26 protein-coding genes and 1 tRNA gene are annotated in these 24,940 nt (G+C 62.0%); 11 read left to right on the forward strand and 16 right to left on the reverse strand.

The genetic code is table 11. The annotated features are described in order from the left end of the window. Positions 1-208 precede the first annotated feature (208 nt). Genes AC1D13_RS22355 through AC1D13_RS22365 form a run of 3 tightly spaced genes read left to right on the forward strand, consistent with a single transcriptional unit; the run spans position 209 to position 2,916 of the window. The gene (locus AC1D13_RS22355) at positions 209-1,333 is read left to right on the forward strand and encodes a COX15/CtaA family protein (RefSeq protein ID WP_477666663.1); all 1,125 of its coding nucleotides are present in this window, start codon (positions 209-211) and stop codon (positions 1,331-1,333) included. Positions 1,334-1,350: 17 nt separating this feature from the next. Continuing rightward, complete coding sequence (cyoE, locus tag AC1D13_RS22360) at positions 1,351-2,268, forward strand: heme o synthase (protein ID WP_457282213.1); 918 nt, start codon at positions 1,351-1,353, stop codon at positions 2,266-2,268. 9 nt (positions 2,269-2,277) lie between these two features. Next, entirely contained in the window at positions 2,278-2,916 is a 639-nt protein-coding gene (locus AC1D13_RS22365) for an SCO family protein (RefSeq protein WP_477666664.1), read from the forward strand. A 90-nt stretch (positions 2,917-3,006) separates the two neighbouring features. Here the strand turns inward: AC1D13_RS22365 and rpoH are convergent, their stop codons facing one another. The 8 genes from rpoH to AC1D13_RS22405 all read right to left on the reverse strand — a co-directional run bounded on the left by rpoH (position 3,007) and on the right by AC1D13_RS22405 (position 10,096). Beyond that, the gene (gene rpoH / locus AC1D13_RS22370; RefSeq protein ID WP_457282276.1) at positions 3,007-3,936 is read right to left on the reverse strand and encodes an RNA polymerase sigma factor RpoH; all 930 of its coding nucleotides are present in this window, start codon (positions 3,934-3,936) and stop codon (positions 3,007-3,009) included. A 455-nt stretch (positions 3,937-4,391) separates the two neighbouring features. Further along, positions 4,392-4,685, reverse strand: coding sequence for a hypothetical protein (locus AC1D13_RS22375; protein WP_457282211.1), 294 nt, complete (start codon positions 4,683-4,685; stop codon positions 4,392-4,394). 69 nt (positions 4,686-4,754) lie between these two features. Next, positions 4,755-5,219, reverse strand: a complete 465-nt coding sequence (locus AC1D13_RS22380; protein WP_457282210.1) for an Mpo1 family 2-hydroxy fatty acid dioxygenase — start codon at positions 5,217-5,219, stop codon at positions 4,755-4,757. 135 nt (positions 5,220-5,354) lie between these two features. Next, on the reverse strand, positions 5,355-6,329 hold the full coding sequence (locus AC1D13_RS22385; protein ID WP_457282209.1) for a Bug family tripartite tricarboxylate transporter substrate binding protein: 975 nt from the start codon (positions 6,327-6,329) through the stop codon (positions 5,355-5,357). 26 nt (positions 6,330-6,355) lie between these two features. Then, positions 6,356-7,366: an Ldh family oxidoreductase gene (locus tag AC1D13_RS22390; protein WP_457282208.1), complete on the reverse strand. Its 1,011-nt coding sequence runs from the start codon at positions 7,364-7,366 to the stop codon at positions 6,356-6,358. Then, positions 7,367-8,299 (reverse strand): hydroxyacid dehydrogenase, encoded by a 933-nt coding sequence (locus tag AC1D13_RS22395; protein WP_477690310.1) that lies wholly within the window; start codon positions 8,297-8,299, stop codon positions 7,367-7,369. A 191-nt stretch (positions 8,300-8,490) separates the two neighbouring features. Beyond that, positions 8,491-9,666, reverse strand: a complete 1,176-nt coding sequence (locus AC1D13_RS22400) for a UxaA family hydrolase (RefSeq protein WP_477666665.1) — start codon at positions 9,664-9,666, stop codon at positions 8,491-8,493. A gap of 148 nt (positions 9,667-9,814) precedes the next feature. Then, a complete protein-coding gene (locus tag AC1D13_RS22405) occupies positions 9,815-10,096 on the reverse strand; it encodes a UxaA family hydrolase (RefSeq protein ID WP_007862870.1) in 282 nt (93 codons plus the stop codon). Positions 10,097-10,206: 110 nt separating this feature from the next. On the opposite strand from AC1D13_RS22405, the gene AC1D13_RS22410 reads away from it, so the two are divergent. Genes AC1D13_RS22410 through AC1D13_RS22420 form a run of 3 tightly spaced genes read left to right on the forward strand, consistent with a single transcriptional unit; the run spans position 10,207 to position 12,854 of the window. Next, on the forward strand, positions 10,207-11,007 hold the full coding sequence (locus tag AC1D13_RS22410) for a GntR family transcriptional regulator (RefSeq protein ID WP_457282205.1): 801 nt from the start codon (positions 10,207-10,209) through the stop codon (positions 11,005-11,007). Positions 11,008-11,009: 2 nt separating this feature from the next. After that, complete coding sequence (locus AC1D13_RS22415) at positions 11,010-11,834, forward strand: inositol monophosphatase family protein (protein WP_457282204.1); 825 nt, start codon at positions 11,010-11,012, stop codon at positions 11,832-11,834. Positions 11,835-11,840: 6 nt separating this feature from the next. After that, positions 11,841-12,854, forward strand: coding sequence for a YeiH family protein (locus tag AC1D13_RS22420; RefSeq protein ID WP_457282203.1), 1,014 nt, complete (start codon positions 11,841-11,843; stop codon positions 12,852-12,854). A 24-nt stretch (positions 12,855-12,878) separates the two neighbouring features. On the opposite strand, the gene ftsY is transcribed toward AC1D13_RS22420, so the two are convergent. After that, the gene (gene ftsY / locus AC1D13_RS22425; RefSeq protein ID WP_477690311.1) at positions 12,879-14,018 is read right to left on the reverse strand and encodes a signal recognition particle-docking protein FtsY; all 1,140 of its coding nucleotides are present in this window, start codon (positions 14,016-14,018) and stop codon (positions 12,879-12,881) included. A 70-nt stretch (positions 14,019-14,088) separates the two neighbouring features. Here ftsY and AC1D13_RS22430 point away from each other — a divergent pair, with 70 nt between their 5' ends. The 5 genes from AC1D13_RS22430 (at position 14,089) to AC1D13_RS22450 (ending at position 18,506) form a co-directional block, all read left to right on the forward strand. Continuing rightward, a complete protein-coding gene (locus AC1D13_RS22430) occupies positions 14,089-15,564 on the forward strand; it encodes a M16 family metallopeptidase (protein ID WP_477690312.1) in 1,476 nt (491 codons plus the stop codon). Positions 15,565-15,598: 34 nt separating this feature from the next. Further along, on the forward strand, positions 15,599-16,999 hold the full coding sequence (locus AC1D13_RS22435; protein WP_477690313.1) for a M16 family metallopeptidase: 1,401 nt from the start codon (positions 15,599-15,601) through the stop codon (positions 16,997-16,999). Further along, positions 16,996-17,652, forward strand: a complete 657-nt coding sequence (gene rsmD, locus AC1D13_RS22440) for a 16S rRNA (guanine(966)-N(2))-methyltransferase RsmD (RefSeq protein WP_457282199.1) — start codon at positions 16,996-16,998, stop codon at positions 17,650-17,652. Before AC1D13_RS22435 ends, rsmD begins: the two co-directional genes overlap by 4 nt. Positions 17,653-17,734: 82 nt before the next feature. Further along, entirely contained in the window at positions 17,735-18,235 is a 501-nt protein-coding gene (coaD, locus tag AC1D13_RS22445; RefSeq protein ID WP_477666670.1) for a pantetheine-phosphate adenylyltransferase, read from the forward strand. A 1-nt stretch (position 18,236) separates the two neighbouring features. Then, entirely contained in the window at positions 18,237-18,506 is a 270-nt protein-coding gene (locus AC1D13_RS22450; protein WP_457282197.1) for a YfhL family 4Fe-4S dicluster ferredoxin, read from the forward strand. Between the two features lie 158 nt (positions 18,507-18,664). Here the strand turns inward: AC1D13_RS22450 and pth are convergent, their stop codons facing one another. The 7 genes from pth to AC1D13_RS22485 all read right to left on the reverse strand — a co-directional run bounded on the left by pth (position 18,665) and on the right by AC1D13_RS22485 (position 24,938). Further along, on the reverse strand, positions 18,665-19,279 hold the full coding sequence (pth, locus tag AC1D13_RS22455) for an aminoacyl-tRNA hydrolase (protein ID WP_477690314.1): 615 nt from the start codon (positions 19,277-19,279) through the stop codon (positions 18,665-18,667). Positions 19,280-19,433: 154 nt separating this feature from the next. Beyond that, complete coding sequence (locus AC1D13_RS22460) at positions 19,434-20,129, reverse strand: 50S ribosomal protein L25/general stress protein Ctc (RefSeq protein ID WP_431098044.1); 696 nt, start codon at positions 20,127-20,129, stop codon at positions 19,434-19,436. A 111-nt stretch (positions 20,130-20,240) separates the two neighbouring features. Continuing rightward, complete coding sequence (locus AC1D13_RS22465) at positions 20,241-21,215, reverse strand: ribose-phosphate pyrophosphokinase (protein WP_457282195.1); 975 nt, start codon at positions 21,213-21,215, stop codon at positions 20,241-20,243. A gap of 228 nt (positions 21,216-21,443) precedes the next feature. Next, positions 21,444-21,520: transfer RNA gene (locus AC1D13_RS22470), tRNA-Gln, on the reverse strand. 86 nt (positions 21,521-21,606) lie between these two features. Then, positions 21,607-22,542 carry a 4-(cytidine 5'-diphospho)-2-C-methyl-D-erythritol kinase gene (gene ispE / locus AC1D13_RS22475; RefSeq protein WP_477666672.1) on the reverse strand — a complete coding sequence of 312 codons (936 nt, stop codon included), beginning with the start codon at positions 22,540-22,542 and terminating at the stop codon, positions 21,607-21,609. 87 nt (positions 22,543-22,629) lie between these two features. Continuing rightward, the gene (locus AC1D13_RS22480; protein WP_477666673.1) at positions 22,630-23,169 is read right to left on the reverse strand and encodes an outer membrane lipoprotein LolB; all 540 of its coding nucleotides are present in this window, start codon (positions 23,167-23,169) and stop codon (positions 22,630-22,632) included. Next, positions 23,166-24,938, reverse strand: coding sequence for a tetratricopeptide repeat protein (locus AC1D13_RS22485; protein WP_477666674.1), 1,773 nt, complete (start codon positions 24,936-24,938; stop codon positions 23,166-23,168). The genes AC1D13_RS22480 and AC1D13_RS22485 overlap by 4 nt, the downstream gene beginning before the upstream one ends. Positions 24,939-24,940 lie beyond the last annotated feature (2 nt).

Genomic DNA, 24,940 nt, shown 5'->3' on the forward strand with positions numbered 1-24,940 from the left:
CCCCCGAGGGGGCCGCTGCGCCTGCGGTCTGGCAAAGCCGGTTCCGCGGCCCCTGCTTGTGTGAAGAGCCCCCACGGTCGCTCACTGCGTGTAGCTCCCTGCCCCCGAGGGGGCCGCTGCGCCTGCGGTCTGGCAAAGCCAGTCCCGCGGCCCCTGCTTGGTTGGATACCTCCAGGGCGTTGCGGGCTCCAGTTTTCATTAATCAATCATGGCCGCGCAAAATCTTTACGACTTGAGTCCTGCCCTGCGCCTGATGATCATGGGGCTGGTGGTGGCGCTCGGGCCGCTGGCCTGGGTGTGGGTACACAACAAGAATGCCCCGGTGGCGCAACGCTTGCGGGTGCTGACGCTGGTGACGCTGTTCCTCACGTTTGATCTGGTGATCTTCGGCGCGTTCACGCGGCTCACTGACTCCGGTTTGGGATGCCCCGACTGGCCTGGTTGCTACGGCAGCGCGAGTCCGGTTGGCGCCCAGATGCACATCGAAGCTGCGCAGACTGCGATGCCGACCGGCCCCGTGACGCATTCCAAGGCGTGGATCGAGATGATCCACCGCTATCTGGCGACTGGCGTTGGCGTGCTTATTCTTACGCTCGCGGTGACAAGCTGGCTGGAGCGCAAGCGCACACCGGTCTCATTCTGGTGGCCTGCTGTCACGCTGATCTGGGTGTGCCTGCAGGGCGCGTTCGGCGCGCTCACTGTGACCATGAAGTTGTTTCCGGCCATCGTCACGTTGCATCTGTTGGGCGGCCTGGTTCTGCTGGCCTTGTTGCGCGCGCAGGCGGTGCGTTATGCGCAAGCGCAGGGCGTCAGCGCCACGGATATTTCTGCCGGCCTGCGGCGTGCTGTGATCGCAGCCTTCGTGCTGCTCTGGGTGCAGATTGCTCTCGGCGGCTGGGTCAGCACCAACTACGCCGTATTGGCCTGCACGGACTTTCCGGGTTGCCAGGGATCGCTGTGGCCGGCCATGGACTTCCGCCAGGGCTTCACGCTGTGGCGCGAACTCGGTGCGGGCCATGACGGCGCCAATATCAGCTTTGAGGCACTCACCGCCATTCACTATGTGCACCGCCTGGTGGCCTATCTCGTGTTTGCCGTGTTTCTGGCGCTTGCCTTGTGCCTGCACCGCGTGCCCGCATTTCGCACGTCGGCGCGCTGGCTGGCCGGGCTCATACTGCTGCAGGCCGTCACTGGCATCAGCAACGCCGTGCTGGGCTGGCCTTTGCTCGCCGCGGTCATGCATACCGGCGGTGCCGCGGCCCTTGTCATTGTGCTCAGCGGCGTGGTCTTTTCCAGCCGCAGCGGCCCCCTACGCCATATGCGTCAAAATTGAATGCCTAGCGACTTTCCATGAACCCCAGTACTCCCTCCGCCGCACCGGCTCCGGCCTTGCCCCGCGCGCCCTCCCGTTTCGCGCAGTTTTATGCGCTGACCAAGCCGCGCGTGGTGCAACTCATCGTGTTTTGCGCGTTGATCGGCATGGTGCTGGCCGTTCCCGGTGTTCCGTCGTGGCCGGATGTCCGGCTCGCGCTGATCGCCTGCGCCGGCATCTGGCTGGTGGCTGGGGCTGCCGCCGCCTTCAACTGCCTGGTCGAGCAGCAGATTGACTCGCGCATGCGGCGCACCGCCTGGCGGCCCACCGCCAAGGGCGAGCTCAGCAATCCGCTCACGCTGTCTTTTTCGGCCGCACTGTGCGCCCTCGGTTCGTGGATTCTTTATGTGTGGGTGAACCCGCTCACCATGTGGCTGACTTTTGCCACCTTCATCGGTTATGCGGTGGTCTACACCGTGATCTTGAAGCCGTTGACGCCGCAGAACATCGTGATCGGCGGCGCTTCAGGCGCCATGCCGCCGGTGCTGGGCTGGGCTGCCATGACGGGTTCGGTCGGCCCGGAGGCGTTGATCCTCTTTTTGATCATCTTCCTCTGGACGCCGCCGCACTTCTGGGCGCTGGCGCTCTACCGCGTGGAAGACTACCGCAAGTCAGGCCTGCCCATGCTGCCCGTGACGCACGGCAATGAGTTCACGCGCCTGCAGGTGTTCCTCTACACGCTGGTATTGTTCCCCGCCTGCCTGATGCCGTTTATCTTCAAGATGAGCGGCTGGCCTTACCTCGTTGCCGCTGTCGCGCTCAGCATCGGCTTCAGCTGGTATGGCTTTCGCCTGTGGCGCAACTACTCCGACGCGCTGGCACGCAAGACCTTCCGGTTTTCACTGATTCATCTTTCGGTGCTGTTCGCAGCGCTGCTGCTTGACCACTATCTCTAGGCTCCCACCATGAAGTCCCACAGCACGCCCCGGGCTGCCTCACCCGTTCGCCGATCTGCTATTAAAACAATAGCTGCCTGCGCTTTTGCAGTGGGTGCTGCAGGCATTTTTACTGCATGCGCACCGGACAAACCTCAGTTCAAGAGCATTGACCTCACCGGCGCCGACTACGCGCAGGGCTTCACGCTGGCCGACCACAATGGCCAGGTGCGCACGCTGAAAGACTTTGCCGGCAAGGTGGTGGTGGTGTTCTTCGGCTTCACGCAGTGCCCCGACGTCTGCCCGACCTCCATGGCCGAGCTGGCGCAGGTCAAGAAACTGCTGGGCACCGATGGCGACAAGCTGCAGGCAATCTTCATCACGGTCGACCCGGAACGCGATACGCCCGAACTGCTCAAGGCCTACATGGGCAATTTCGACCCGACCTTTGTGGCGCTGCGGCCCACGCTCGACCAATTGCCCCAGGTCGCCAAGGACTTCAAGGTGTATTACAAAAAAGTCGACGGCAAAACGCCGGGCAGCTACACCATGGACCATTCCGCCGGCAGCTATGTCTTCGACGGCCAGGGGCGCATCCGTCTTTACAACCGCTACGGCAGCGGCGCTGAGGCGCTGGCGTCCGACATCCGCCTGTTGCTCAAGTCCTGAGCGAATCCGTTCCGCACGGCTGCAACCGGAAAAGGAAAAAGCCCGCACATTGCTGCGCGGGCTTTTTGAAAGAGCGTAAGCCTGCGGGTTTTACGCGTAGGCGGCCAGCACCTTCTTCATCTTCTTCATGGCCGCCACCTCAATCTGGCGGATCCGCTCGGCGCTGACCTTGTACTCGTCGGCCAGGTCGTGCAGCGTCATGCCGCCTGAACCGTCGTCGTTCACCTTGAGCCAGCGCTCTTCCACAATGCGGCGCGACCGCGGGTCGAGATCTTCCAGCGCAGCAGTGATGCCGTCTGACGCCAGGTTGTCGCGCTGGCGCGACTCCATCAGTGCCGTCGGCTCTTGCGTGGCGTCGGCCAGGTAAGCGATCGGGCCAAAGGCGTCTTCGCCGTCGTCACTCGGGCTTGGGTCCAGCAGCACGTCGCCGCCCGACATGCGCTGCTCCATCTCGATGACTTCCTCGCGCTTGACGTTCAACGTCTTGGCCATTGAGTCGATCTGGCCTTCGGTCAGCGTGTCGCGGTGCGTCGCCACGTCGGCGTCGTCCTTGTAGCCTTGCTTCATCGAGCGCAGGTTGAAAAACAGCTTGCGCTGGGCCTTGGTCGTGGCGACCTTGACCATGCGCCAGTTTTTCAGGATGTACTCATGGATCTCAGCCTTGATCCAGTGCATGGCGTAGCTCACCAGGCGCACGTTCTGGTCCGGGTCGAAGCGCTTGACCGCCTTCATCAGGCCGATGTTGCCTTCCTGGATCAGGTCGCCGTGCGGCAGGCCATAACCCAGGTATTTGCGCGAAATCGAAACCACCAGACGCAAGTGAGAGAGCACTAACTTACCTGCGGAATCTAGATCGTTGTTTTCCTTGAGATTTTTGGCAAATTCCTGCTCCTGCTCCAGGGTGAGCATGGGGAGACGGTTCACGGCGGAAATATAAGCGTCCAGGTTGCCCAGCGGGGGCACCAGCGACCAGGGGTTGACGGCTGTGGACGCGCCCGATTTCGGCACGACAGCGGTCAGGGAAGCGGGGGAAAGAGCATAAGACACAGCAAGACTCCTTTCGTCTGGTGCTAAATATTAGCACTCTGTTGGAGAGAGTGCTAAGCAATAGGTTCAATGACTCGGATAGCGCAAGGCTAATAAGTGAAAACCCTTGGTATGAGCCGCATTGTGGGCCATTGGTTCAGGGGGATTGGTTTCTGCCTTGTAAATGCGCGGTATCGATTTGTACGGGGCTGCTGCCCTTCCAAAGGCGGATTTGCTATCTATTTGATAGCTACCTGCGCAAGTTCTTGTTGGGTTGAAGCCATATTTGACGCCAAATCCAGGTGGGCTGTGCATCAGCTTTATGGCCAATTTTATGGAATGAAATTGGCCTTTCACCCAGGTAGGACGGGCGCAAGCAGCTACGAATTTAATAGCGGTTCCGTACTTTTCGTTCCCAGCCACCTGAACCGGCGCTTGCAGGTATGGATTTACGGCAGGCGCTTGTCGTCACGCACTTCGCGGACTTCGACGTCCACCACGTCGCCGGCACGGGGGCTGGCCGGGTTGCCTTGGGCGGCCCCACCCGGCCACATGCCCTGGGGCGAATAGCGCTGGAAGCGGCCAAACACCATCGCAGGCGCCGGCTTGCGGCCGGTGACGAGCGACTTCAGGAGGCTCAGCGCCACGACGATCAGGGCTGCGACCAGCAGGCTGACGGCAAACACAGCCGCGAAGATGCCAAAGAGGAGCTTGAGGAAAAAACGCAGAATTTTGCTGATCAAGCGAGGTACCTGTGAAAAGGTTTAAACCTCCAAGATGGAGGCCGCCCGGGTGTTTTCAAGCTGGATGGATCACCAGCGTATACCCAGCTTGCCAAACAGCTTGCTGAGCACAAACAGCGGCCCGACCCAGAGGTACTGGATATCTTCAAAGAAAGAAGGCTTTTTGCCCTCGATCTTGTGGCCGATGAATTGCAGGATCCAGGCGCCCACAAAAATCCCGATACAAATCGGCAATACCAGCGGCCCCATGGCGAACACCAGACCCAGAAACAGCACCGACCAGACCGCCATGGTCATAAAGAACATCGCCGACAGGCGCGCGTAGTAGACCATGCTGGCCGCGACGAACACATACGCGATATAGGGGTGAAGCGCAAACAGCATGCCGACCAGGCTCAGCATGATGAGCGGGATGGCGATGAAGTGGATCAGTTCGTTGCGCGGGTTCCGGTGGCTTTCGCCGTAGTGCGCCAACAGCTGGTCAACCTTGCGCGGCCCGGTAACGGTATCGGGAATATCCGCTATGTCGTTCATGTATGTCTCCATTGGCGGGGATCGCCTCTGGGCGGATTTTCCGCCAGGCCACCAGAACCTGAGCGGTGTTTTACAAAACGTAACGCAGACCGCGAGCGGCCTGCGGACTTTGTGCTTACCCGGTGTGCTTGCCGATCAGGTCGGCGTGATTTTCGCGGTCTTGATAATCCGGCTCCAGCGGTCTATTTCGCTTTTCAGGAAGCGGCCGAACTCTTCTGAACCCTTTTGTGAGACACGAAAGCCTTGCTGCTTGGCGCGCTCTTCCACGTCAGCGCTGTACATGATCTTGATGATCTCGCGCGAGTATCTGTCGACAATGTCATCCGGCGTCTTGGCCGGGAGCATGGCCCCTGTCCAGTTCTCGACAAAGAGGCCAGTCATACCGGCCTCGAAAGCAGTCGGGACATCAGGCACCCCCGGGTGCCGGCCCAGGCTGCAGATCGCGATCGCGCGCAGTTTTCCACCTTTGACGTGAGCGATCGATTCCGGATAGTTGGAAAAAATCACGTCCAGCTGGCCACCGATCAGGTCGACCATCGAGGGCGCGCCGCCGCGGTAGGGCACATGGATCATCTTCGTTTTGTTCAACTCGCAGAACAAAGCCATGGTCAGGTGTGCTGGGGTGCCGTTGCCGCTCGAGCCCGCGCTCAGCTGCTTGGTTTTGGACACGGCCATCAGGTCCTTGAAGTCCTTGATGGGACTGGCGGCGGGAACCACGACCAGCATCGGCGAATTGGCCATCAGGGCGACCGGGCGCAGGTCTTTGGTGAAGCTGTAAGCCGCATTCGGATACAGGGATACGTTCGCGGCATGTGTCAACGTGATGGCCAGCAGCGTATTGCCGTCGGGCGCCGATTTGGCGACCAGCTCGGCGCCGATCTGCGCGTTTCCGCCAGCCTTGTTTTCGACAATCACGGGAGTCTTCCACGCCTCGGACAGCTTTTGGGCGACCGTGCGGGCCATCATGTCGGTCAGGCCGCCGGGCGTGAACGGGACCACATACTTGATGGTGCTGCCTGGTTTGGGAAAGGTCTGCTGGGCCAGCCCCAGACCCGGAATGCCCGTCAGGGCTGCACCTGTTGATGCCAATACGATGTCACGACGTTTCATGCCTACTCCTCTTGATTGAATAACTGTTAACCCACTAACTGATCCAACTGCGATTTGAGTGCGTCGGGAATGTTGATTCCCGTCTGTAGTGCTTTCGTTTCAAGTGCGATGCGCCGCGTACCGGCCAGACGTACACCTTCGTCCAGCAGCATTTCGGCGATCACGGTTTCCATGCGTTCAAAGTAAGTGTCTGTGCCTGCAAGCGCGCCCGGGTCGATCAGGATGAAAGCCTGGCCGATTCGCGGCTGATTGCCCTCATCCACAAAAAACGATGATGCCTCAAAAGCAAACTGCGCGCCAATCACGGCTGTCACCAGCAGCTCAACCATCAATGCCAACATGGAACCTTTAGGGCTGCTCACGGCGCCCAGCGGCAGCATGGAGCCTTCCAGAGCCGCCTGTGCGTCCGTTGTGGGCCGGCCTTGCGTGTCCAGCGCCCAGCCCAGCGGAATGGATTTGCCTTCCTTGGCCGCAACCATCACCTTGCCGCGCGCAACTTCGCTCAGAGACAGGTCAATCAGCAGTGGATCGGCGTTTCTGCGGGGAAACGCGGCAGCAATCGGGTTGGTTCCAAAGATCGGGTGCTTGCCGCCTGCCGCTGGCATGGCCGCCGGTGCGTTGGCAAAACCAAGGCCTACCAGGCCCGCATCGGTTGCGGCGCGCAGATGATCCACCAATACCCCGCAATGGTGGCTGTTGGTCACGCCGACAAAACACACGCCCAGTTCCCGGGCGGTTGCAATCGCTGTGGAGATCGCCAGGTCGCAAGCGGGAAAAGCCAGGCCCTGCTTTGCATCCACCAGCACCGCCGCACCTTTTTTGTGCGCCACGACGGCGACGGCATGGCCATCGGCCCGGCCGTTGCGAAGATGGGTGGCATATTGCGGCACGCGGCTCAAGCCATGCGAAGCAAGGCCTTGCGCTTCGGCGCGAACCAGTGCTCTCGCGGTGGTGACCGCCATGGCTTCTGCCGCGCCCGCCTTGCGCAGCGCCTGCGTGGCAAGACGGGTTGCTTCTTCAATAGACAGTTGGACCATTTACTTCAGGCTCTCCAGCACCTTGTCGGCAATCATGAACGATACACGTTCATTTGACTGCATGCTGAGACCTGAAATGTGTGGTGTAAGCAACAGGTTGGGGCAGCCTTGCAACGCCGCGCTCGCGGGCAGGGGCTCGGCGTCGAATACATCAATGGCCGCACCGCCCAGTTGCCCCGACCGCAGTGCCGCACTGACTGCCGCGATGTCCACGATGTGGCCCCGCGAGGTATTGATCAGGACTGCGCCTTTTTTCATCTGGCCAATGCGTGCCGCGCTGAACAGCCCGCGCGTCGCATCCACCAGGGGCACATGCAATGTGACGGCATCTGCGCCGCTGATGAGGTCGTCAAGGCCGGCGTACTGCACACCGGTCTGCGCGAAAATCGGAGCATCGGGTGCAAGCGCGGGGTCATAGGCAATCACGTGCATGCCCAGGCCACGTGCCAGGCGGGCGGTGGTCTGGCCTATGGAGCCAAAACCGATGATGCCCAACGTTTGCCCGGCAGCTTCACGGCCGTTGCTCAGCGCAGCGCGCGGCCACTGGCCGGCTGCCACGGTTTCGGTGGATGCAAACGCACCGCGCAACAGCAGCAGGGTGCTGGCAACGACGTATTCCGCCACGCTGAGTGCGTTGGCGCCCGAGGCGGGAATGACCTTGATGCCGCGGGCTTCGCAGGCCGGCACGTCGATGTTGTCCAGCCCCACGCCGAGCCGGCCCACCACCTTGCAGCGGGCCATTGCGGCGAGCAGTTCGCCGCGCACCTGCGTCAGGTTGCGCACGATCAACACATCGGCTTGGCCCGCCTCGGCCCGCAGGCGGGTGGCGTCGCCCACCAGCTGCGGGTCATAGAGCACGCCATGTGCCGCTTCAAGCTGCGCCACTGCGCGCTCGTCCATGAATTCACAGATGACAATGCGCGCCCGCGTCATGACAGTGCCACCAGCATGTGAGCACAATTTTCCGCCGGGCCGCCCCAAGGAAAATTAGCCCCCTCGGGGGGCAGCGTATTACACGAAGTGAAAAGCGTGGGGGCCAAATTTTCCGCCGGGCCGCCCCAAGGAAAATTAGCCCCCTCGGGGGGCAGCGTATTACACGAAGTGAAAAGCGTGGGGGCCATGTTCTAGGCTGATTCAAAGAGGCGCGTCAGCACGAACTCGCGGTGGCCCAGCGCTTCTGCAGCGGTCAGGCGGCCGTTGGCGGTGCGCAGCATGTTCTCCAGCAGCTTGTCGCCGGCCTGGTCGAGCGTGATATCGCGCTGCAGCAGCCCGGAGGTGTCCACGTCGATGTGTTCGCTCATCAGGCGCACGGTGCGCGGGTTCGAGCAGATCTTGATCACGGGAACAATCGCATTGCCGATCACGTTGCCCTGGCCGGTGGGGAAGAAGTGCACGGCGTAACCGGAGGCGGCGCACAGGGTCACCATTTCGGCGGCGGCGCTCGACGAGTCCATGAACCACAGGCCCGGGTGCGTGGGCATTTCGGCCTTGTCGATGACGCCGTCGACCGTGCAGACCTTGCCGATCTTCTGAATGTTGCCCAGCGCTTTTTCCTCGATGGTCGTGAGGCCTCCGGCAATGTTTCCCTTGGTGGGCTGCGAGTCCGACAGGTCGCTGGTCTTGTGGCGGTTGATCATGTCCTGGTAGCGGTTGAACATGAACATGAACTGGTCGCGCACGGCATCTGTGGCACAACGGTCGGCGACGATCTTTTCACCACCGGTGATCTCGGAGGTTTCACCGAAGCACAGGTAGTTGCCGAGCGGGTGCAGCTTGTCGAAGGCGTTGCCGACGGTGGGATTGGCGCCGCAGCCGGACGTGGTGTCCGATTCGCCGCACTTGGTGGACACCCACAGTTCGGAGATGCCGCAGACCTCGCGCTGCTTTTCGCTGGCCCACTGCACATACTCACGTGCGGCTTTGGAGGCCTTCATGATGGTCTCATGGTCGCCGTGGCCTTCAATGCCGAAGCCCACGACCGGTTTGCCAGTTTTGGCGATGCCGTCCACCACTTTTTTGGTCCAGCTGTCTTCAATGCCGATCACCACGACGGCGGCGACGTTGGGGTTGCAGCCGGCACCGATCAGGGTGCGAAAGTGCAGCTCCAGGTCGGCACCGAATTGCAGCCGCCCATAGGGGTGCGGAATCGCCATGCAGCCCTTGATGTTGTGGGCCACCGCCTCGGCGGCTGCATTGGAAAGGTCGTCCAGCGGCAGGATGATGACGTGGTTGCGCACGCCGACGCGGCCGTTTTCACGGCGGTAGCCCAGAAATGTGGTGTTTTTATCGATGACTGACATGGGGGATCCTTTTAAAGTTTTTTGAGTTGATGGTTTGGATGGCGTAGCGAGCGGGCGGCAGGCAAGGCGCAAACCGCAGGCGGGCTCCTGCCCGGCGAGGATTTGCAACGCTGCATCCCGCCCGCGCAGTAGCCAGGCAAGCCATCAACTACCAGCGCTTGGTTTTGATGTTATGGACATGGGCGTGCTGGCCGGCCTTGATGTTGGCAACAACCTTGCCCATGTCGATGCCGTACTTCAGCACGGTGTCGCCGACAGCCATGTCCTTGAGGGCCACCTTGTGGCCGATCGGGATGTCCTGTTGGGCCTGCACATTGATCATGCGGTCCTCGTCCATGATCCAGCCGGTCATGGCGGTTCCTGCCTTCACACCTTCCACCACCACAACGGCCACGGTGTCTTTGGCGTCATGCAATACAAAATGAATCATGGGGTCTCCGAATGGCCTGAGTTGAATTGAGTTGCCAGTTTTATGGGCCGGCAACCGCTTGTCAATTCACTCATATATATGACTTGTACGACTCGCCCGTTGGTGTTTCAATGGCGGCCGTGAATGTCAAAAACACATCGGCTCCATTGCGTCCGTTGATGAGCGAAGAGGCCATGCCGCTCTACCGCCAGGTCAAGCGCGAGCTGCAAAAACTCATCGAGGCCGGGCATTGCGGCCCGGGTAAACCCTTGCCCAGCGAGGCGAATATTGCCGCGAGCCTGCAGGTGAGCATTGGCACCCTGCGCCATGCCGTTGACGAGCTGGTACACGAGCATGTGCTGGTGCGGCGGCAGGGCAAGGGAACTTTTGTGGCGCCGCACAACAATGCCCGCTTCATGTTCCAGTTTTTTCACGTGGAGCCGCACTGGAACTTCGGTGACGACGATGCGGCGCGGGACCGCGACTACCCGGAAATTGACTGCATCGCTTTTGGGCGCGAGCGGGCCACGGAGCAAGAAGCCGCCGCGTTGCGTATCAAGGCGGGGGAGTCCGTGTTCAGGGCGGAAAACCGCCTCGCCCTGCAGGGCAGGGTGGTCATGCATGACCGGCTGACCATTGCGGCGGCTCTGTTCCGCAACCTCACCGAAAAGCGTTTTGTGGAAAGGCCCGGCACGATCTATGCCTTGTACCAGACGGACTTCGGCATCACCGTGCTGCGGGCACAGGAACGTGCACGCGCCGCGGCGGCCGACCGGACCCAGGCGCGCCTGCTGGGGCTGGCGGTGGGCTCCCCGGTGCTGGAAGTGCATCGGCTGGCCCTGACGTTCGGCGACAAGCCCGTGGAATACCGGGTCTCTACCATCAATACCCAGGCGCACGACTATGTCAGCGTGCTGTCCAAGAAGGCATGAACATGGACCTTGTTGTGGTGCTGGAGAAAACCCGGCTCGCGGGCATGGAGGCTGCCGCCCGCATCAGGAAAGCGCAGGCTGAACTGCAGCCGGCGGATGTCCGTCAGAAAGCGCCGGGTGACTGGGTCACGCGCTTTGACCGCGAAGTGGAAGAGGGCTTGCGCGGCGCATTGCTGCAAGTCTTGCCGCAGAGCGGTTTTGTCGGCGAAGAAAGCGGCGGCGAATTGACGGAGCAGCCCACCTGGCTGGTCGACCCGATTGATGGCACGGCAAACTTTGCGCGCGGCTACCCTCAGTATGCGGTATCGATTGCACTGTGTGTGGACCGGCAGCCGGTGCTGGGCGTGATCGTGGATCCGTCCCGCCACGAAATTTTTACTGCGGCATCGGGCCTTGGTGCATACCTGAATGGGGAGCGCCTGGCCTGTGCTGCCGCGCGCCCTGCTGCGCAATGCCTGGTTTCGACGGTGTTTCCCAAGCCGGGTGCGCCTTTCATGGACGACTACCTGCGTGAATTTGGTGATGTACTGAGAACGTTTGGGCAGGTTCGGCGAAGCGGGTCCATGGCGCTGGAACTGGCTTATGTGGCGGCCGGGCGGGCTGATGCCTTCTGGGAACGCGGCATGGGCGCGTGGGACGCTGCGGCCGGGTTGGTGCTGCTGCGCGAGGCCGGCGCCACGATGCGGTCCCTGGACGGCTTGCCCCTGCTGCAAAGCCGGATGCTGGTGGCGGGAAGCCCTACCGGTGCGGCGCTGCTGGAAAAAGTTCTCACGCATTACCCCGGTGGTCCAAACCCTCCGTCCCATTCATCCAACAAGTCTGTCTGATATCCCATGATTTTTAAATGGCGCATGGCGCTGGCGTCCCACTTTCCAGGTGTGCTGGTGTGCATGGTGATTGCACTGGCCGCGACTTTCATCTCCGAGCACTATGGCGGTCCCCAACTGCTCTATGCCTTGCTGATCGGCCTGGCGTTCCACTTTCTCAATAGCCACCCCAAGGCGGCCAAGGGCATTGGTTTTTGCGGCCGCGTGGTGCTGCGCGTGGGGGTCGCGCTGCTTGGTGCCCGCATTACGTTTGCGCAAGTGGCCCAACTGGGCGCCGGAACCGCCGTGGTTATCGTGCTGGCGGTGGTACTGACGATTTTGCTGGGCGTGCTGCTGGCGCGCTGGCTGAAGTGTTCGCGTGATGAAGGCCTGCTGTCGGGCAGCGCGGTGGCCATCTGCGGTGCATCGGCGGCGCTAGCCGTGTCTTCCGTGCTGCCCCAGACGAAAGAAAACGAACGCTTCACACTGCTGGCCGTGGTGGGCGTCACGGTGCTGTCGACGCTGGCGATGGTGGTCTACCCATTCAGCCTGCAGGCCATCGGGCTCTTGCCGGGGCAGGCCGGTATTGTGCTGGGCGGCTCGATTCACGACGTGGCGCAGGTGGTAGCGGCCGGCATGATGCTCGGCCCGCAGGCGGGTGACACGGCCACCGTGGTCAAGCTGTTTCGCGTCATGATGCTGATGCCCATCGTACTGTTCATTGCGGTGCTGTACCGCAACCATCCGGCCGTCAAGGTGCCGGAAACAGAAGTGCCGCTGGTACCGGGCTTCCTGATCGCTTTTGTCGTGCTGGTCATGCTGGCCAGCGCCGGCCTGATCGCGGCGCCGGTGGTTCAACTGGCCAGCGATGCATCGCGCTGGATGCTGGTAACGGCCATTGCCGCTGCGGGTGTGAAGACCAGTTTTGAAGACTTGCTCAAGCTGGGCTGGAAGCCTGTGGCGCTGTTGCTGGCCGAGACATTCTTTATCGTGGCCTTCGTGGTGATCTCGGTACTGCTGCTAAAGCTTGGGGTGCCTTGAGCGGCAAGCGGCGAATCTGCCGGTTCAGCCCAGAAGAGCCTGCGCGAATTCACGCGCGTTGAAGGTTTCCAGGTCTTCCAGCTGCTCACCCACACCGATGAAGTACACCGACATCGGACGCAGTGTGGGTGAGGCAATGGCACGTTCACGGGCCCACAGCGCAATGGCCGCCAAAACGCCGCCCTTGGCTGTGCCGTCCAGCTTGGTCACGATGAGGCCGGTCAGCTGCAGCGTGTCATCAAAGGCCTTGACCTGGGCCAATGCGTTTTGCCCGGTGTTGCCGTCAATAACCAGAAGTACCTCGTGGGGTGCTGTGGCGTCTGCTTTCTGCACTACACGTTTGATCTTGCGCAGCTCTTCCATCAGGTGCAACTGCGTCGGCAGGCGGCCGGCCGTGTCGACCAGCACCACATCTTTGCCGCGCGCCTTGCCTGCGCTCACGGCGTCAAAGCTCACGGCGGCCGGGTCGCCGCCTTCCTGGCTGACGATCTCGACGGTGTTGCGGTCGGCCCAGACGCTGAGCTGCTCGCGCGCCGCGGCGCGAAAGGTGTCAGCTGCTGCCAGCAGCACCGAGGCGCCTTCGGTGGCCAAGTGCCGTGTGAGCTTGCCGATGGATGTGGTCTTTCCGGCACCGTTGACCCCGGTCACCATGATCACGGTGGGCTGGTACTGGCCGATCACGAGGGGCTGCTCCAGCGGCTTGAGCAGTTGTGCGATGGAGTCCACCAAGGCATTCTTGACGGCGACGGGGTGCGTCATGCCGCCTTCCTTGACGCGGCGTTTGACATCGGCCAGCAGGTGTTCGGTGGCCTTGCTGCCGGCGTCGGCCATCAATAACGCGGTCTCCAGGTCTTCGTAGAGTGCATCGTCGATGCGGCTGCCGGTGAACACGGTCGAGATGCTGGAGCCGGTCTTGCGCAGCCCGGCCTGCAGCTTGCCGAGCCAGCGTTCCCGCTCGGGGGCCACAGCGCCGGGAACCGGAATGGCAATGGGGGTTACAAGCGCGCTGCCAATCAAGCTGCCACCCGCAGGAGCTGGCGCGGGTGCAGCGGGCACAGGTACTGCCGGGTCCGGGGTGGATCCGCCGGCCGGGGAGGGCGTATCGGGCGCGGAAGACGCCGGTGGGGCAGGGGGAGGGGATTTTTTCTTGAAAAAACTGAACATTGGGTATGCTTGTGGAGTCCTAGTGGGCAATTGCACTCTGCAGTGCCGTGCGGCGCCACCCAGCTATTCTATGAAACACCCCAGGCCAGCCTTTTTGACACCCCCAGTACCCCTATCTTCCATACTTCGCCCGTCGGCCGTGCGGCACCTTCCCGCGCTGGTGCTGGCACTGTACCTGGGTACGGCCGCCCTTGCACAGACGCCCGTGCCGGCACCGGTCGAGCAGTTCACGCTGGCCAATGGCCTCACGGTCATCGTCAAGCCCGACCATCGCGCCCCCACCGTGGCCCACATGCTGTGGGTGCGCGTGGGCTCCATGGACGAGGTCGACGGCACGTCGGGCGTGGCCCATGCGCTGGAACACATGATGTTCAAGGGAACGGCGAAGGTCAAACCGGGTGAGTTTTCAAAGCGCGTAGCCGCCCTGGGTGGACGCGACAACGCTTTCACCAGCCGCGACAACACGGCCTACCACCAGCAGATTCCGGCAGGCAAGCTGGAGGACGTCATGCGCCTGGAGGCTGACCGTTTCACCGGCAACCAGTGGGCCGACGACGAGTTCAAGCGTGAGATCGAGGTTGTCAAGGAAGAGCGGCGCCTGCGCACCGAAGATTCACCGCGCGCCATGCTGTATGAGCAGATGACCGCGATGACGTTTACCGCCTCGCCTTACCGGCGCCCGGTGGTCGGCTGGATGAGCGACATTGAGGCCATGACGCCCGACGACGCGCGCGATTTTTACCGCCGCTGGTATGTGCCCGCCAATGCCGCCGTTGTGATTGCCGGTGATGTGGATGTCGCGCAGGTCAAAAAGCTGACCGAAAAATACTACGGCGGGATTCCGGCGCGTGCCGTGCCGGTGCGCAAGCCGCGTACCGAGCCCGTGCAGGCCGGTGTGCGCCGCATGGACTTCAAGGCACCGGCCAGCCAGGCCTATGTCAGCATGGTTTTCAAGGTGCCCAAGCTGGAGCCGGCAGACCTGGCCGCGCCGGTCGCCGGCGCCGGCCGCGACGCGCTGGCGCTGACGGTGCTGGCCGCCGTGCTGGACGGTTACAGCGGCGCCCGGCTTGACCGCGCGCTGGTGCAGCAGTCCCGTGTGGCCGACAGCGCCGGTGCGTCCAATGGCCTGATGGGCCGGGGGCCGCAGCTCTTTTCGCTTGACGGCGTGCCCGCTGCCGGTAAAACCGCCCAGCAGGTGGCCGACGCGCTGCGCGAGCAGGTGGCCAAGGTGGCGCGCGAAGGCGTGAGCGAGGCCGAATTGAACCGCGTCAAGACGCAGTGGGTGGCCAGCGAGACCTACAAGCTCGACTCGGTCTTCAACCAGGCGCGCGAGCTCGGCTCCCACTGGGTGCAAGGCCTGCCGCTGGATGCCAGCGAACGCATCATTGCCGCCCTGCGCAGCATCACGGGCGCCGAGGTGCAGGCAGTGGCCGCGAAATATTTTGGTGACGACCAGATGACGATGGCAACGCTGTTGCCGCAGCCGCTGGATCCGAACCGCAAGCCGCGCCAGGGCACTGCGCCTGCCGGCGACCTGCAGCGTTGAGCTGCCCTACTCATCCAGAATTGTTGACAACATCATGATTGCTATAAAAACAATAGCGGCTCGCGCAAGGTGTGTAGGGGTCGCAGGCCTTTTTGGTTTGTTTTTTCACTCGCTGGCGCTGGCTGCCCTGCCGATCCAGCACTGGACGCAGCCCAATGGCGCCAAGGTTTACCTGGTCGAAAGCCCGGCGATTGCCATGCTGGACGTGCAGATCGACCTGGACGCCGGCAACCGGCGTGACCCTGCTGACAAAGCCGGCCTGGCCAGCATGATGGCCGGCCTGCTGGAAAAAGGTGTGCGTGCCAGCAATGGCTTGGGGCCAGACGGAATTTGTGGAGGGCTGTGTGTTCCCGAGCCGGCGCTCGATGAAAACGCACTCAGCGAAGCCTGGGCGGATCTGGGCGCGCAGTTCGGTGCCGGCACCACGTCCGACCGCCTGAGCTTTTCACTGCGCACCCTGACCGACCCGGCGCTGCTGGACAAAGCCGCAGCGCTGGCCGCACGTGAGATCGCCGAGCCGGCTTTTCCCGAAGCTGTGTGGCAACGCGAGCGCGCACGCCTGCAGGCCTCGATCCGCGAGTCCTATACCCGCCCGGCCAGTGTTGCCGGCCGCGCCTACACACCGGCGGTGTACGGCACGCATCCCTACGGCTATGAAGTCACGGAAGAAAGCCTGACGCGCATCAGCGTGGGCGACATGCGCGCCGCGCACACCACTGGCGTGACGGCTTGCCGCGCGCGCATCAGCATGGTGGGCGCCGTGACGCGCGCGCAGGCTGATGCCATCGCCGCAAAATTGCTGTCGCGCCTGCCGCAAACGGCTTGCGCCGGCCTGCCGCCATTGCCGGCCGTGGCCGAGGTCGCGCCGCTGGCCGCACCGGTTGAAAAACGCATCCCCTTTGCTTCAGCGCAGGCGCAGGTGCTGATCGGCCAGCCGGGCTACAAACGCTCAGACCCGGACTACTTCGCCCTGACGGTGGGCAATTACATCCTGGGCGGCGGCGGTTTTGTCTCGCGGCTGGCCAGTGAAGTGCGTGAAAAGCGCGGCCTGACGTATGGCGTGTCGAGTTATTTCTCACCTGCCCTGCATGCGGGCGCCTTCACCATCAGCATGCAGACCCGGCCTGACCAGGCTGCGCAGGCCGTGGACCTGGTGCGCAAAGTGGTGGCTGACTTTGTGGCCAACGGCCCGCTGGAGGCCGAACTCAAGGCGGCGAAGGACAACCTGGTGGGCGGCTTTGCCTTGCGCATTGACAGCAACCGCAAGCTCCTTGACAACGTGTCGAGCATTGCCTGGAACGACCTGCCCCTGAACTACCTGGATACCTGGACGCAGCAGGTCGACAAGGTCACGGTGGCCGATGTCAAGGCGGCTTTTGCACGCAAGCTGCAGCCTGAAAAAATGGTCACTGTTATCCTTGGCGCCGCACCATGAAGTACACGCCCGCTCCCACCCCAGCTCCCGCCACCCCCAAAAACCCGCGCGCCAAAAGCGGCAAAGTGGTGGGCCGCAAAACCGTGCCGCCGGGCGAAATCCGCATCATCGGCGGCTTGTACAAACGCACCAAATTGCCGGTGCCCAGCAAGCCGGGCCTGCGTCCCACGCCCGACCGCGTGCGTGAAACCCTTTTCAACTGGCTGGGCCAGGACCTGACGGGCTGGCGCTGTATCGACGTGTTTGCCGGCACCGGCGCGCTGGGCTTTGAGGCCGCGTCGCGCGGCGCGGCCGACGTGCTGCTGTGCGAGCAGGACCCGGCGCTGGCGCAACAGCTCAAGACAGTGCAAGCCAGGCTCAAGGCCGACATGTGCCGTATCGAGCGTGGCGACGGGCTGAGCGCCTTGAAACGCGTTGCGCCGGGCAGCCTGCAGCTGGTGCTGCTGGACCCGCCTTTTGAATCCACCCTGTACGAATCCACGCTCAAAGCCGCAGCGCAGGCCATCGGCCCGACCGGCGTGGTTTATCTGGAGGCGCCCAAACCCTGGACGGATGAGGAACTGCTGCCGCTGGGTTTGCAGGTGCACCGCAGCGGAAAGGCAGGCGCCGTGCATTTCCACCTGCTGGCCGCTCTGGGTACGCCAGCGGGCTGAACCGCCGGCCAGGCCTTGCCTGCCTCGTGGTTACAGGGCGGCAATTGGCGGCAAAAAGGGTGGGGCGGGCATAATTCCTCCTATGGCCACCTCCCGCACCGCTGTTTATTCCGGCACGTTTGACCCGTTCACCTTGGGCCATGACGACGTCGTGCGCCGTGCTGCCGGGTTGTTTGACCGGCTTGTCATTGCCGTGGCCACTGCCCACCACAAGAAAACCCTGTTTTCACTGGAAGCGCGTGTGGCGCAGGTACAGGCGGCAACCCAGGGCATCGCTGGCGTCACGGTGCTGCCGTTTGACGGCCTGATCATGGATTTTTGCACGGCGCAAAAGGCCTCAGCCGTGGTGCGCGGAATCCGCAACATCACCGACTTTGACTACGAAGCGCAGATGGCGGCCATGAACCGCAAACTGCGCCCCGAGGTGGAAACCGTGTTTCTGTTGCCCGACGCACCGCTGCAATGCATCAGCAGCACGCTGGTGCGCGAGATCAGCAAGCTGGGCGGCGACATCAGCCAGATGGTGAGCCCGGCGGTGGCGTCGGCACTGGCGGCGGCGCACGAAGCCGCAAAGGGGCGCTGACATGGCCCTGATGATCACCGACGAGTGCATCAACTGCGACGTCTGCGAACCCGAATGCCCCAACCAGGCGATTTACCTGGGCAAGGAAATTTACGAGATCGATCCGCACAAATGCACGGAATGCGTGGGCCATTTCGATGAGCCCCAGTGCGTGCAGGTTTGCCCTGTGGCCTGCATTCCCATCAACCCGCAGCACATTGAAACGCGGGAAACCCTGTTTGAAAAATACCAGCGGCTGCAAACCATTATTCCGGTGGTCACGGCCCGGTGACCTGATTCCGTCGGGGACATGGGTTTTCGAGCCTGGTACCTTCCCGGCAGCACAAATTTATAGCCAAACAGGCCTCTGGACTAACAGGGGTGAGCGCAAGCAGCTATAAAAATAGTAGCACTCCACCTTTTGCGTGGTGTGCCCGGCTCGGCTGAATTTCAGTCTTCGATATCCACTTTGCGCGGCGGTTTCGGCCGCGGTGGCGTGCTGGTGTGGATCATCATCGTGGCTTTTTCCATCTCGCCCTTGAGCAGTTCCGGCACGGCCTTGATGCAGCGGGCAATGCAGTCTTCAATCGCCACGCGGTGCTCTTGCGAAGGTTTTTTCAGCACCCAGTTGACCACCTCGGCCTTCACGCCCGGGTGGCCCACGCCGATGCGCAGGCGCCAGTAGTCGGCCGTGCCCAGCTGCGCATGGATGTCGCGCAGGCCATTGTGGCCGGCATGGCTGCCGCTGAACTTGAGCTTGACCTGGCCGGGCACGATGTCCATCTCGTCGTGCGCCACCAGCACTTCCTCGGGTGCGACCTTGAAGAACCGCGCCAGCGCCGCCACCGACTTGCCGGACACGTTCATGAAGGTGAGTGGTTTGAGCAGCCAGACGTTCTGGCCGTTCACCGTGATGCGGGCCACCTGGCCGTGGTAACTCTTGTCCAGGCTCAGCGGGGCTTTCAGCTCCTGCGAGAGGGCGTCGATAAACCAGAAACCGGCGTTGTGGCGGGTGGCTTCGTATTCAGGGCCAGGGTTGCCTAACCCGACAAACAATTTGATCATTTGGAGATTTCCATCCGCCCAATTCTAGGGGCGTGTCTGTCGTGCTTCGCATCCCTGGGGTTGAAGGGATAAGGCTGGTCAAGAAAAACGGCCCTTGTCCTGCGGGAGGACAAGGGCCGCGAGCCTTTTCAGGCCTGAGCGTGAAGTGGGTTAATTACTTCTTGGCGGCAGGCTTGGCAGCGTCGGCCTTGGCGCCGGCTTTGGCTTCCTTGGCGGCCGCAGCTTTAGCGGCTTTCGGATCCACCGGTGCGGCTGCTGCAGCGGCTGCTGCGGCATCGGCCTCGGCTTCTTCGGAAACGGCAGACACCGACACCAGAACCGGGTTGTCCTGGCCCTTGGCCACGAACTTCACGCCCTTTGGCAGGGTGATGTCCTTGATGTGCAGCGGCGAGCCCTTCTTCAGGCCCTTCAGGTCGACGGCGATGAATTCGGGGATGTCTGCAGGGAAGCAGGACACGGTCAGCTCGGTGATCACGTGGTTGACCAGGCAGTTCTCCGTCTTGACGGCTGGAGACTCTTCTTCACCGCTGTAGTGCACAGGCACTTTCACGGTCATCTTGGTCTTGGCTTCCACGCGCTGGAAGTCGATGTGCAGGATCTGCTGTTTGTACGGGTGCATTTGCAGGTCGCGCAGCAGAACCTTGTGTTCTTTGCCTGCCAGTTCCATCTGGAGGATGGAAGCATGGAACGCTTCTTTCTTGATGGCGTGGAACAACGCGTTGTGATCGATTTCGATCAGCGTGGGTTCACCGGTGCCACCGTAAACAATACCGGGCGTACGGCCGGTGATGCGGAGACGGCGGCTCGCACCCGTGCCCTGCTTTGCGCGCTCAAAAGCGACGAATTTCATAATCAACTCCAATAAAGAACGGACCGCGACCAGTCTCGTTCTGGTTTAAAAAGCTGCTTTTTCCTGACGATGAACATCGTGAGGCGAGGGCAGCTACCTTTTTGTTTCAGATCAGAACAGGTTGTCCTGGTCCGAAAACAAACTCATGACCGACTCTCCCTTGGCGATGCGCTGAATGGTTTCAGCGATCAGCGGCGCCACGGAGAGCTGGCGAATCTTCTTGCAGCTTGCTGCATGGGCGCTCAGCGGAATGGTGTTGGTGATCACCACTTCATCGAGTGCGTCGCCCTGGGCGATGCGGTCAATGGCCGGGCCCGAAAAAATCGGGTGCGTGCAATATGCGTAAACCTTCTTGGCGCCGCGCTCTTTCAGCACTTCAGCCGCCTTCACCAGCGTGCCGGCCGTGTCGATCATGTCGTCCATGATGACGCAGTTGCGGCCTTCAATGTCGCCGATCACGTGCATCACTTCAGACACGTTCGCCTTGGGGCGGCGCTTGTCGATGATCGCCATGTCGCAGCCCAGCTGCTTGGCCAGCGCCCGGGCGCGCACCACGCCGCCCACATCGGGCGACACGACCATCAGGTCGGCGTAATTCTTCTGGCGCAAGTCGCCCAGCAACACCGGCGACGCATAAATGTTGTCGACCGGAATATCAAAAAAGCCCTGGATCTGGTCGGCATGCAGATCCATCGTCAAAACACGCGACACGCCCACGGCCTGCAGCATGTTGGCGACCACCTTGGCTGTAATCGGCACCCGCGCCGAACGTGGGCGGCGGTCTTGCCGGGCATAACCGAAATACGGGATCACCGCGGCGATGCGCTCGGCCGAAGCCCGTTTCAACGCATCAACCATGATCAGCAGTTCCATCAGGTTGTCGTTGGTCGGCGCGCAGGTCGACTGCACCACAAACACATCACGGGCCCGGACGTTCTGCTGGATCTCGACGGTAACCTCACCATCCGAAAAACGGCCGACATGGGCTGCACCCAGTGAAATGCCCAGGTGCTGGGCGATGTCGGAGGCCATGCTCGGATTGGCATTGCCGGTGAAAACCATGAAGTCGGGATGGTGCGTTTGCATGTGGGGCCCAGCTGCTACAAGGACTTGAACGTGGCTGAAATTTTTATCGAAGCAAAATACGCACGGGACAACACGTTGCAACGGGCTTGGCAGTGAGCGCCGCTTGCCTGGCGTGTTTCCAAAAACACACAGACCCGCTGATACACATCACGCGGGTCTGTCAGGAGTCACACGGGCCCGCTCCGGGCGGGACCGCAACACCGGGGCTACGGCCCACGGCGAGTAATTTGGCAGGGGTGGAAGGATTCGAACCTGCGAATGCCGGAATCAAAATCCGGTGCCTTAACCAGCTTGGCGACACCCCTACACAGGACAGTTGTTGTTGCCAACAACAGACCTATAAACTTTTCCATTTAGGTCGCTTGAAAGCGCATTTCAAAGAGCGGTTATTTTACCAACCAGCCAGAGGATGCGCCTCCAAATTGCTGCATGTCCGGACTATCCAGTCATCAGGCAAACCTGAAAGATCCGTCAAATCCGTGCCATGCGGCAGTTGCGCAAATACAGCACTTCCGGAGCCGGTCATGCGCCCTTGAAGATGTTTCGTTTTCAGCCAGTTGATCGACTGGCCAATCTGCGGGCACATCTCCTGCGCTACCGGCTGCAAGTCGTTGCGGCCGAATCCGAAATCAACCGATCTCAAAGGGCCTTCAGCATTTGCAGCAAAGCCTTGGATTGTAGCAGTTTCTGTGTCGCGTTTGAGCCCCGGCGCACCGAAAATTCCTGGTGTGGAGACACCGGCAGGGGGCTTAACCACCACAAAACGGGCTGGCGGCAAGGCCAGCGGCGTGATTTTTTCACCAATGCCTTCCACCCAGGCGTGGCCACCGGACAGGAAAAAGGGGACATCGGCGCCCAGCGACAGGGCGATGGCTTGCAGTGTTGGGGTCGGCAGGCGCACACCCCAAAGCCGCTGCAGCGCCAGCAGGCAGCTGGCTGCGTCGGATGAACCCCCACCCATGCCGGCTTCTGAAGGGACGCTTTTTTGCAGGCCGATGTGAACGCCCAAAGACGTGCCGCAAGCCGCTTGCAGCGCCCTGGCTGCCTGTACACACAAGTCCTCGGCGGGCAAGGCCTGGGACTCGCCGGGGTTGCCCTCGTTGAGTTGGCGAAGGTCTTCCCGGGTGATCTGGCCATCGGCGCGCAGTTCAAAGTGCAGGGTGTCGCACCAGTCGATCAGCATGAATGCGGATTGCAACAGGTGGTAGCCGTCGGGCCTGCGTCCGGTGATGTGCAGGAAAAGGTTCAATTTGGCGGGCGCCGGCACGTCATACAGGGCTTTGAGCGGCTGCGCGGCGTGTGGGACGGGGGCGGTATGAGTCGTCATGAACTGGTGTCGCCAAAGCAATAACAGGAACCGGGAGCGTGAAAGTACGGGAGGCCTTGCGGCGAAGCCGGGGCATTCACCCCGGAATTATTGGTCAAGGACAACACGCAGGTCGGCTGGGGGCGCTGGCTGCACCCGCCTGGCCGTGATGCGGCCTTCGGCGTAACGGGAAAGGTCTGCAGACCAGCCGCTGACGCTGGCATTGTCGCCCTGCAGCCAGGCAAAGAGCGCGGTCACCGGGACGGCCGCACCTGTCGCCTGGGCCATCAGCTCATCCACCGAAGAAAATCGCTGGATCTTGCCATTGCCTGAGTCGAGTACGGCTTCACCGGGCGACCAGCGGAGCACACCCAGCACGCTGCCCAAAGGACTGATCAGCGAGAGTTCGCCGCGCTCGGGTTGGCCCTTGAGCTCGAAGCTCGCCGAAAAAGACTGCACAGGTTCGCTTTGGACCTGCAGGCTGATACGGCCTGTCCGAAGCTCATTTTTTGAGTCATTTGTGCCCGCAAGCCTTTGTGGTTGAGCGCAACCAGCTATCAAAAAAGGAGCAATAGCGCAGGCGCACACCAGACCCAGACGGGTCAGGTGGATACGCAGTACAGGCGGCAGGACGCGAATTCCCGTCACAGCTTCACGCGCAGGCGCTTGAGCGTCTCGAGCAGGGTCTCGTTTTCGGGACTCAGCAGCCGGCCTTCTTTCCAGATGGCCACGGCGCGGTCACGCTGGCCTGTTGTCCAGAGCACTTCACCGAAGTGGGCCGCGATTTCGGCGTCCGGTTTGGCTTTGTAAGCGGCTTCAAAGATCTTGATGGCTTCCGAGGTGTTGCCCATTCGGAATTCGACCCAGCCCAGGCTGTCCTTGATGAATGGATCGGCGGGCGCATATTCGAGCGCTTTGCGAATCAGATCACGCGCTTCCGGCAGGCGCACGCTGCGATCCGCAAATGAATAGCCCAGGGCGTTGTAGGCGTGGTGGTAGTCGGGCTTGAGCTGGATGACGCGCCGCAGCAGACGTTCCATTTCATCCATCGAACCCAGCTTTTCAGCCATCATGGCCTGGTCGTACAGCAGTTCGGTTTCGTCGGGGTTCCTGGCCAGGGCTTGCGCCAGCACATCATGGGCCAGCTGGTACTGCTTGAATTCGCGGAGCAGGCCTACTTCCGCGTTCAATTTCAGTCTTGCGTCTGCAGCGTTGCGTTCGGGGAGCTTGCGGATCAGCTGGCGTCCTTCTTCCAGTTTGCCCTGGCTGGCCAGGATAGAGGCGCGCCGGGTTTGGGCCTGGGTCAGGTCAGCGGAATTTTCAATCCTGGCCAGCCAGCTTTCTGCCGCCGCATAGTCCTTGCGTTTTTCGGCCAGTTGGGACAGCGAGAGGTAGGCCTGGGCCAGGCCGCGGTTGCGCTCGCCTTCGGCTGTCTGCTGCTGGGCCAGGGTGACGTAGCGCTCCAGCGAGGTTTGTGCCTGTGCCAGCTGGTTGTCCTGCAATTGCAGGGAGCCCAGTACCAGCCAGCCTTCGGGAAGCTCGGGTTTTTCGCGGGTCACCACTTGCAGCTGGGCGGCGGCTTCGGCGTAGCGCTGGGCATCCAGCAGCGCGCGCGCATAGGCCATCCGCACTTCGGGCAGGGCTTTGGCGTTGCCTTCAAAGTATTTGCGGACCAGATTTTCTGCTTCAGGCTGTTTCGGGTCCATCAGTTCCAGCCCGACCAGGGCCGGGCCTTCGGAGAGCGGGCCTGCAGCCTGTGCGCGCCTGGCTGCCGCAAGCGCGCCGTTGCTGTCGCCGGCGGCCAGCCGCATACGCCCCACCGTGGTCCAGGCGGCGCTGGCGGTGGCGGGACTGTTCAGGTAGGTGGCCAACGCTTCTTCGGCCACCGTGCTGGCCAGCTTTTTGTCGGGCACACGCGCGTAAATCCGGGGTACCGCAGTCAATGCCGCAGCGCGTTCCATTTCCGGAGCAAGCCGGATTTCGGTTTGCAGCGGTTCGGTCGTGTCGGCAATCCGGTTCAATGCCACCAGGATCTGCAGGACATAACGGTTTGCCTCGCGCGAGGCGGGCTGCTCTGCCTTCCAGGCCTGGGCTGCCTGCAGTGCGGCATCGCCAGAGCGCGACTGCAGTGCGATGTCCGTAGCGCGCTGGTAGAGCTGCGCATCGCCGGTTTTGCGGGCGGCGTCCAGCATGAGCGCAAATCCTGCGGCGGGCTCGCCCTCCTGCAGGGTCATTTCACCCACCAGCAGCTGGTAAAAAAGGGCCCCATCCAGCTGCGATGATGGAGTCGCTTCCTGTGCGGCTTTGGCCTCGACAAGCGTTGAGGGCGCAGCCAGGAGCGGTTCTTCGGTCTGCGCCAGGACCAGGGGAACAGCCAGCCACAGGCCGCTGATGGCAAGGCCAATTTTTTTCTTCATCG

This window comes from Polaromonas sp. P1_E12 (genome assembly GCF_056405975.1).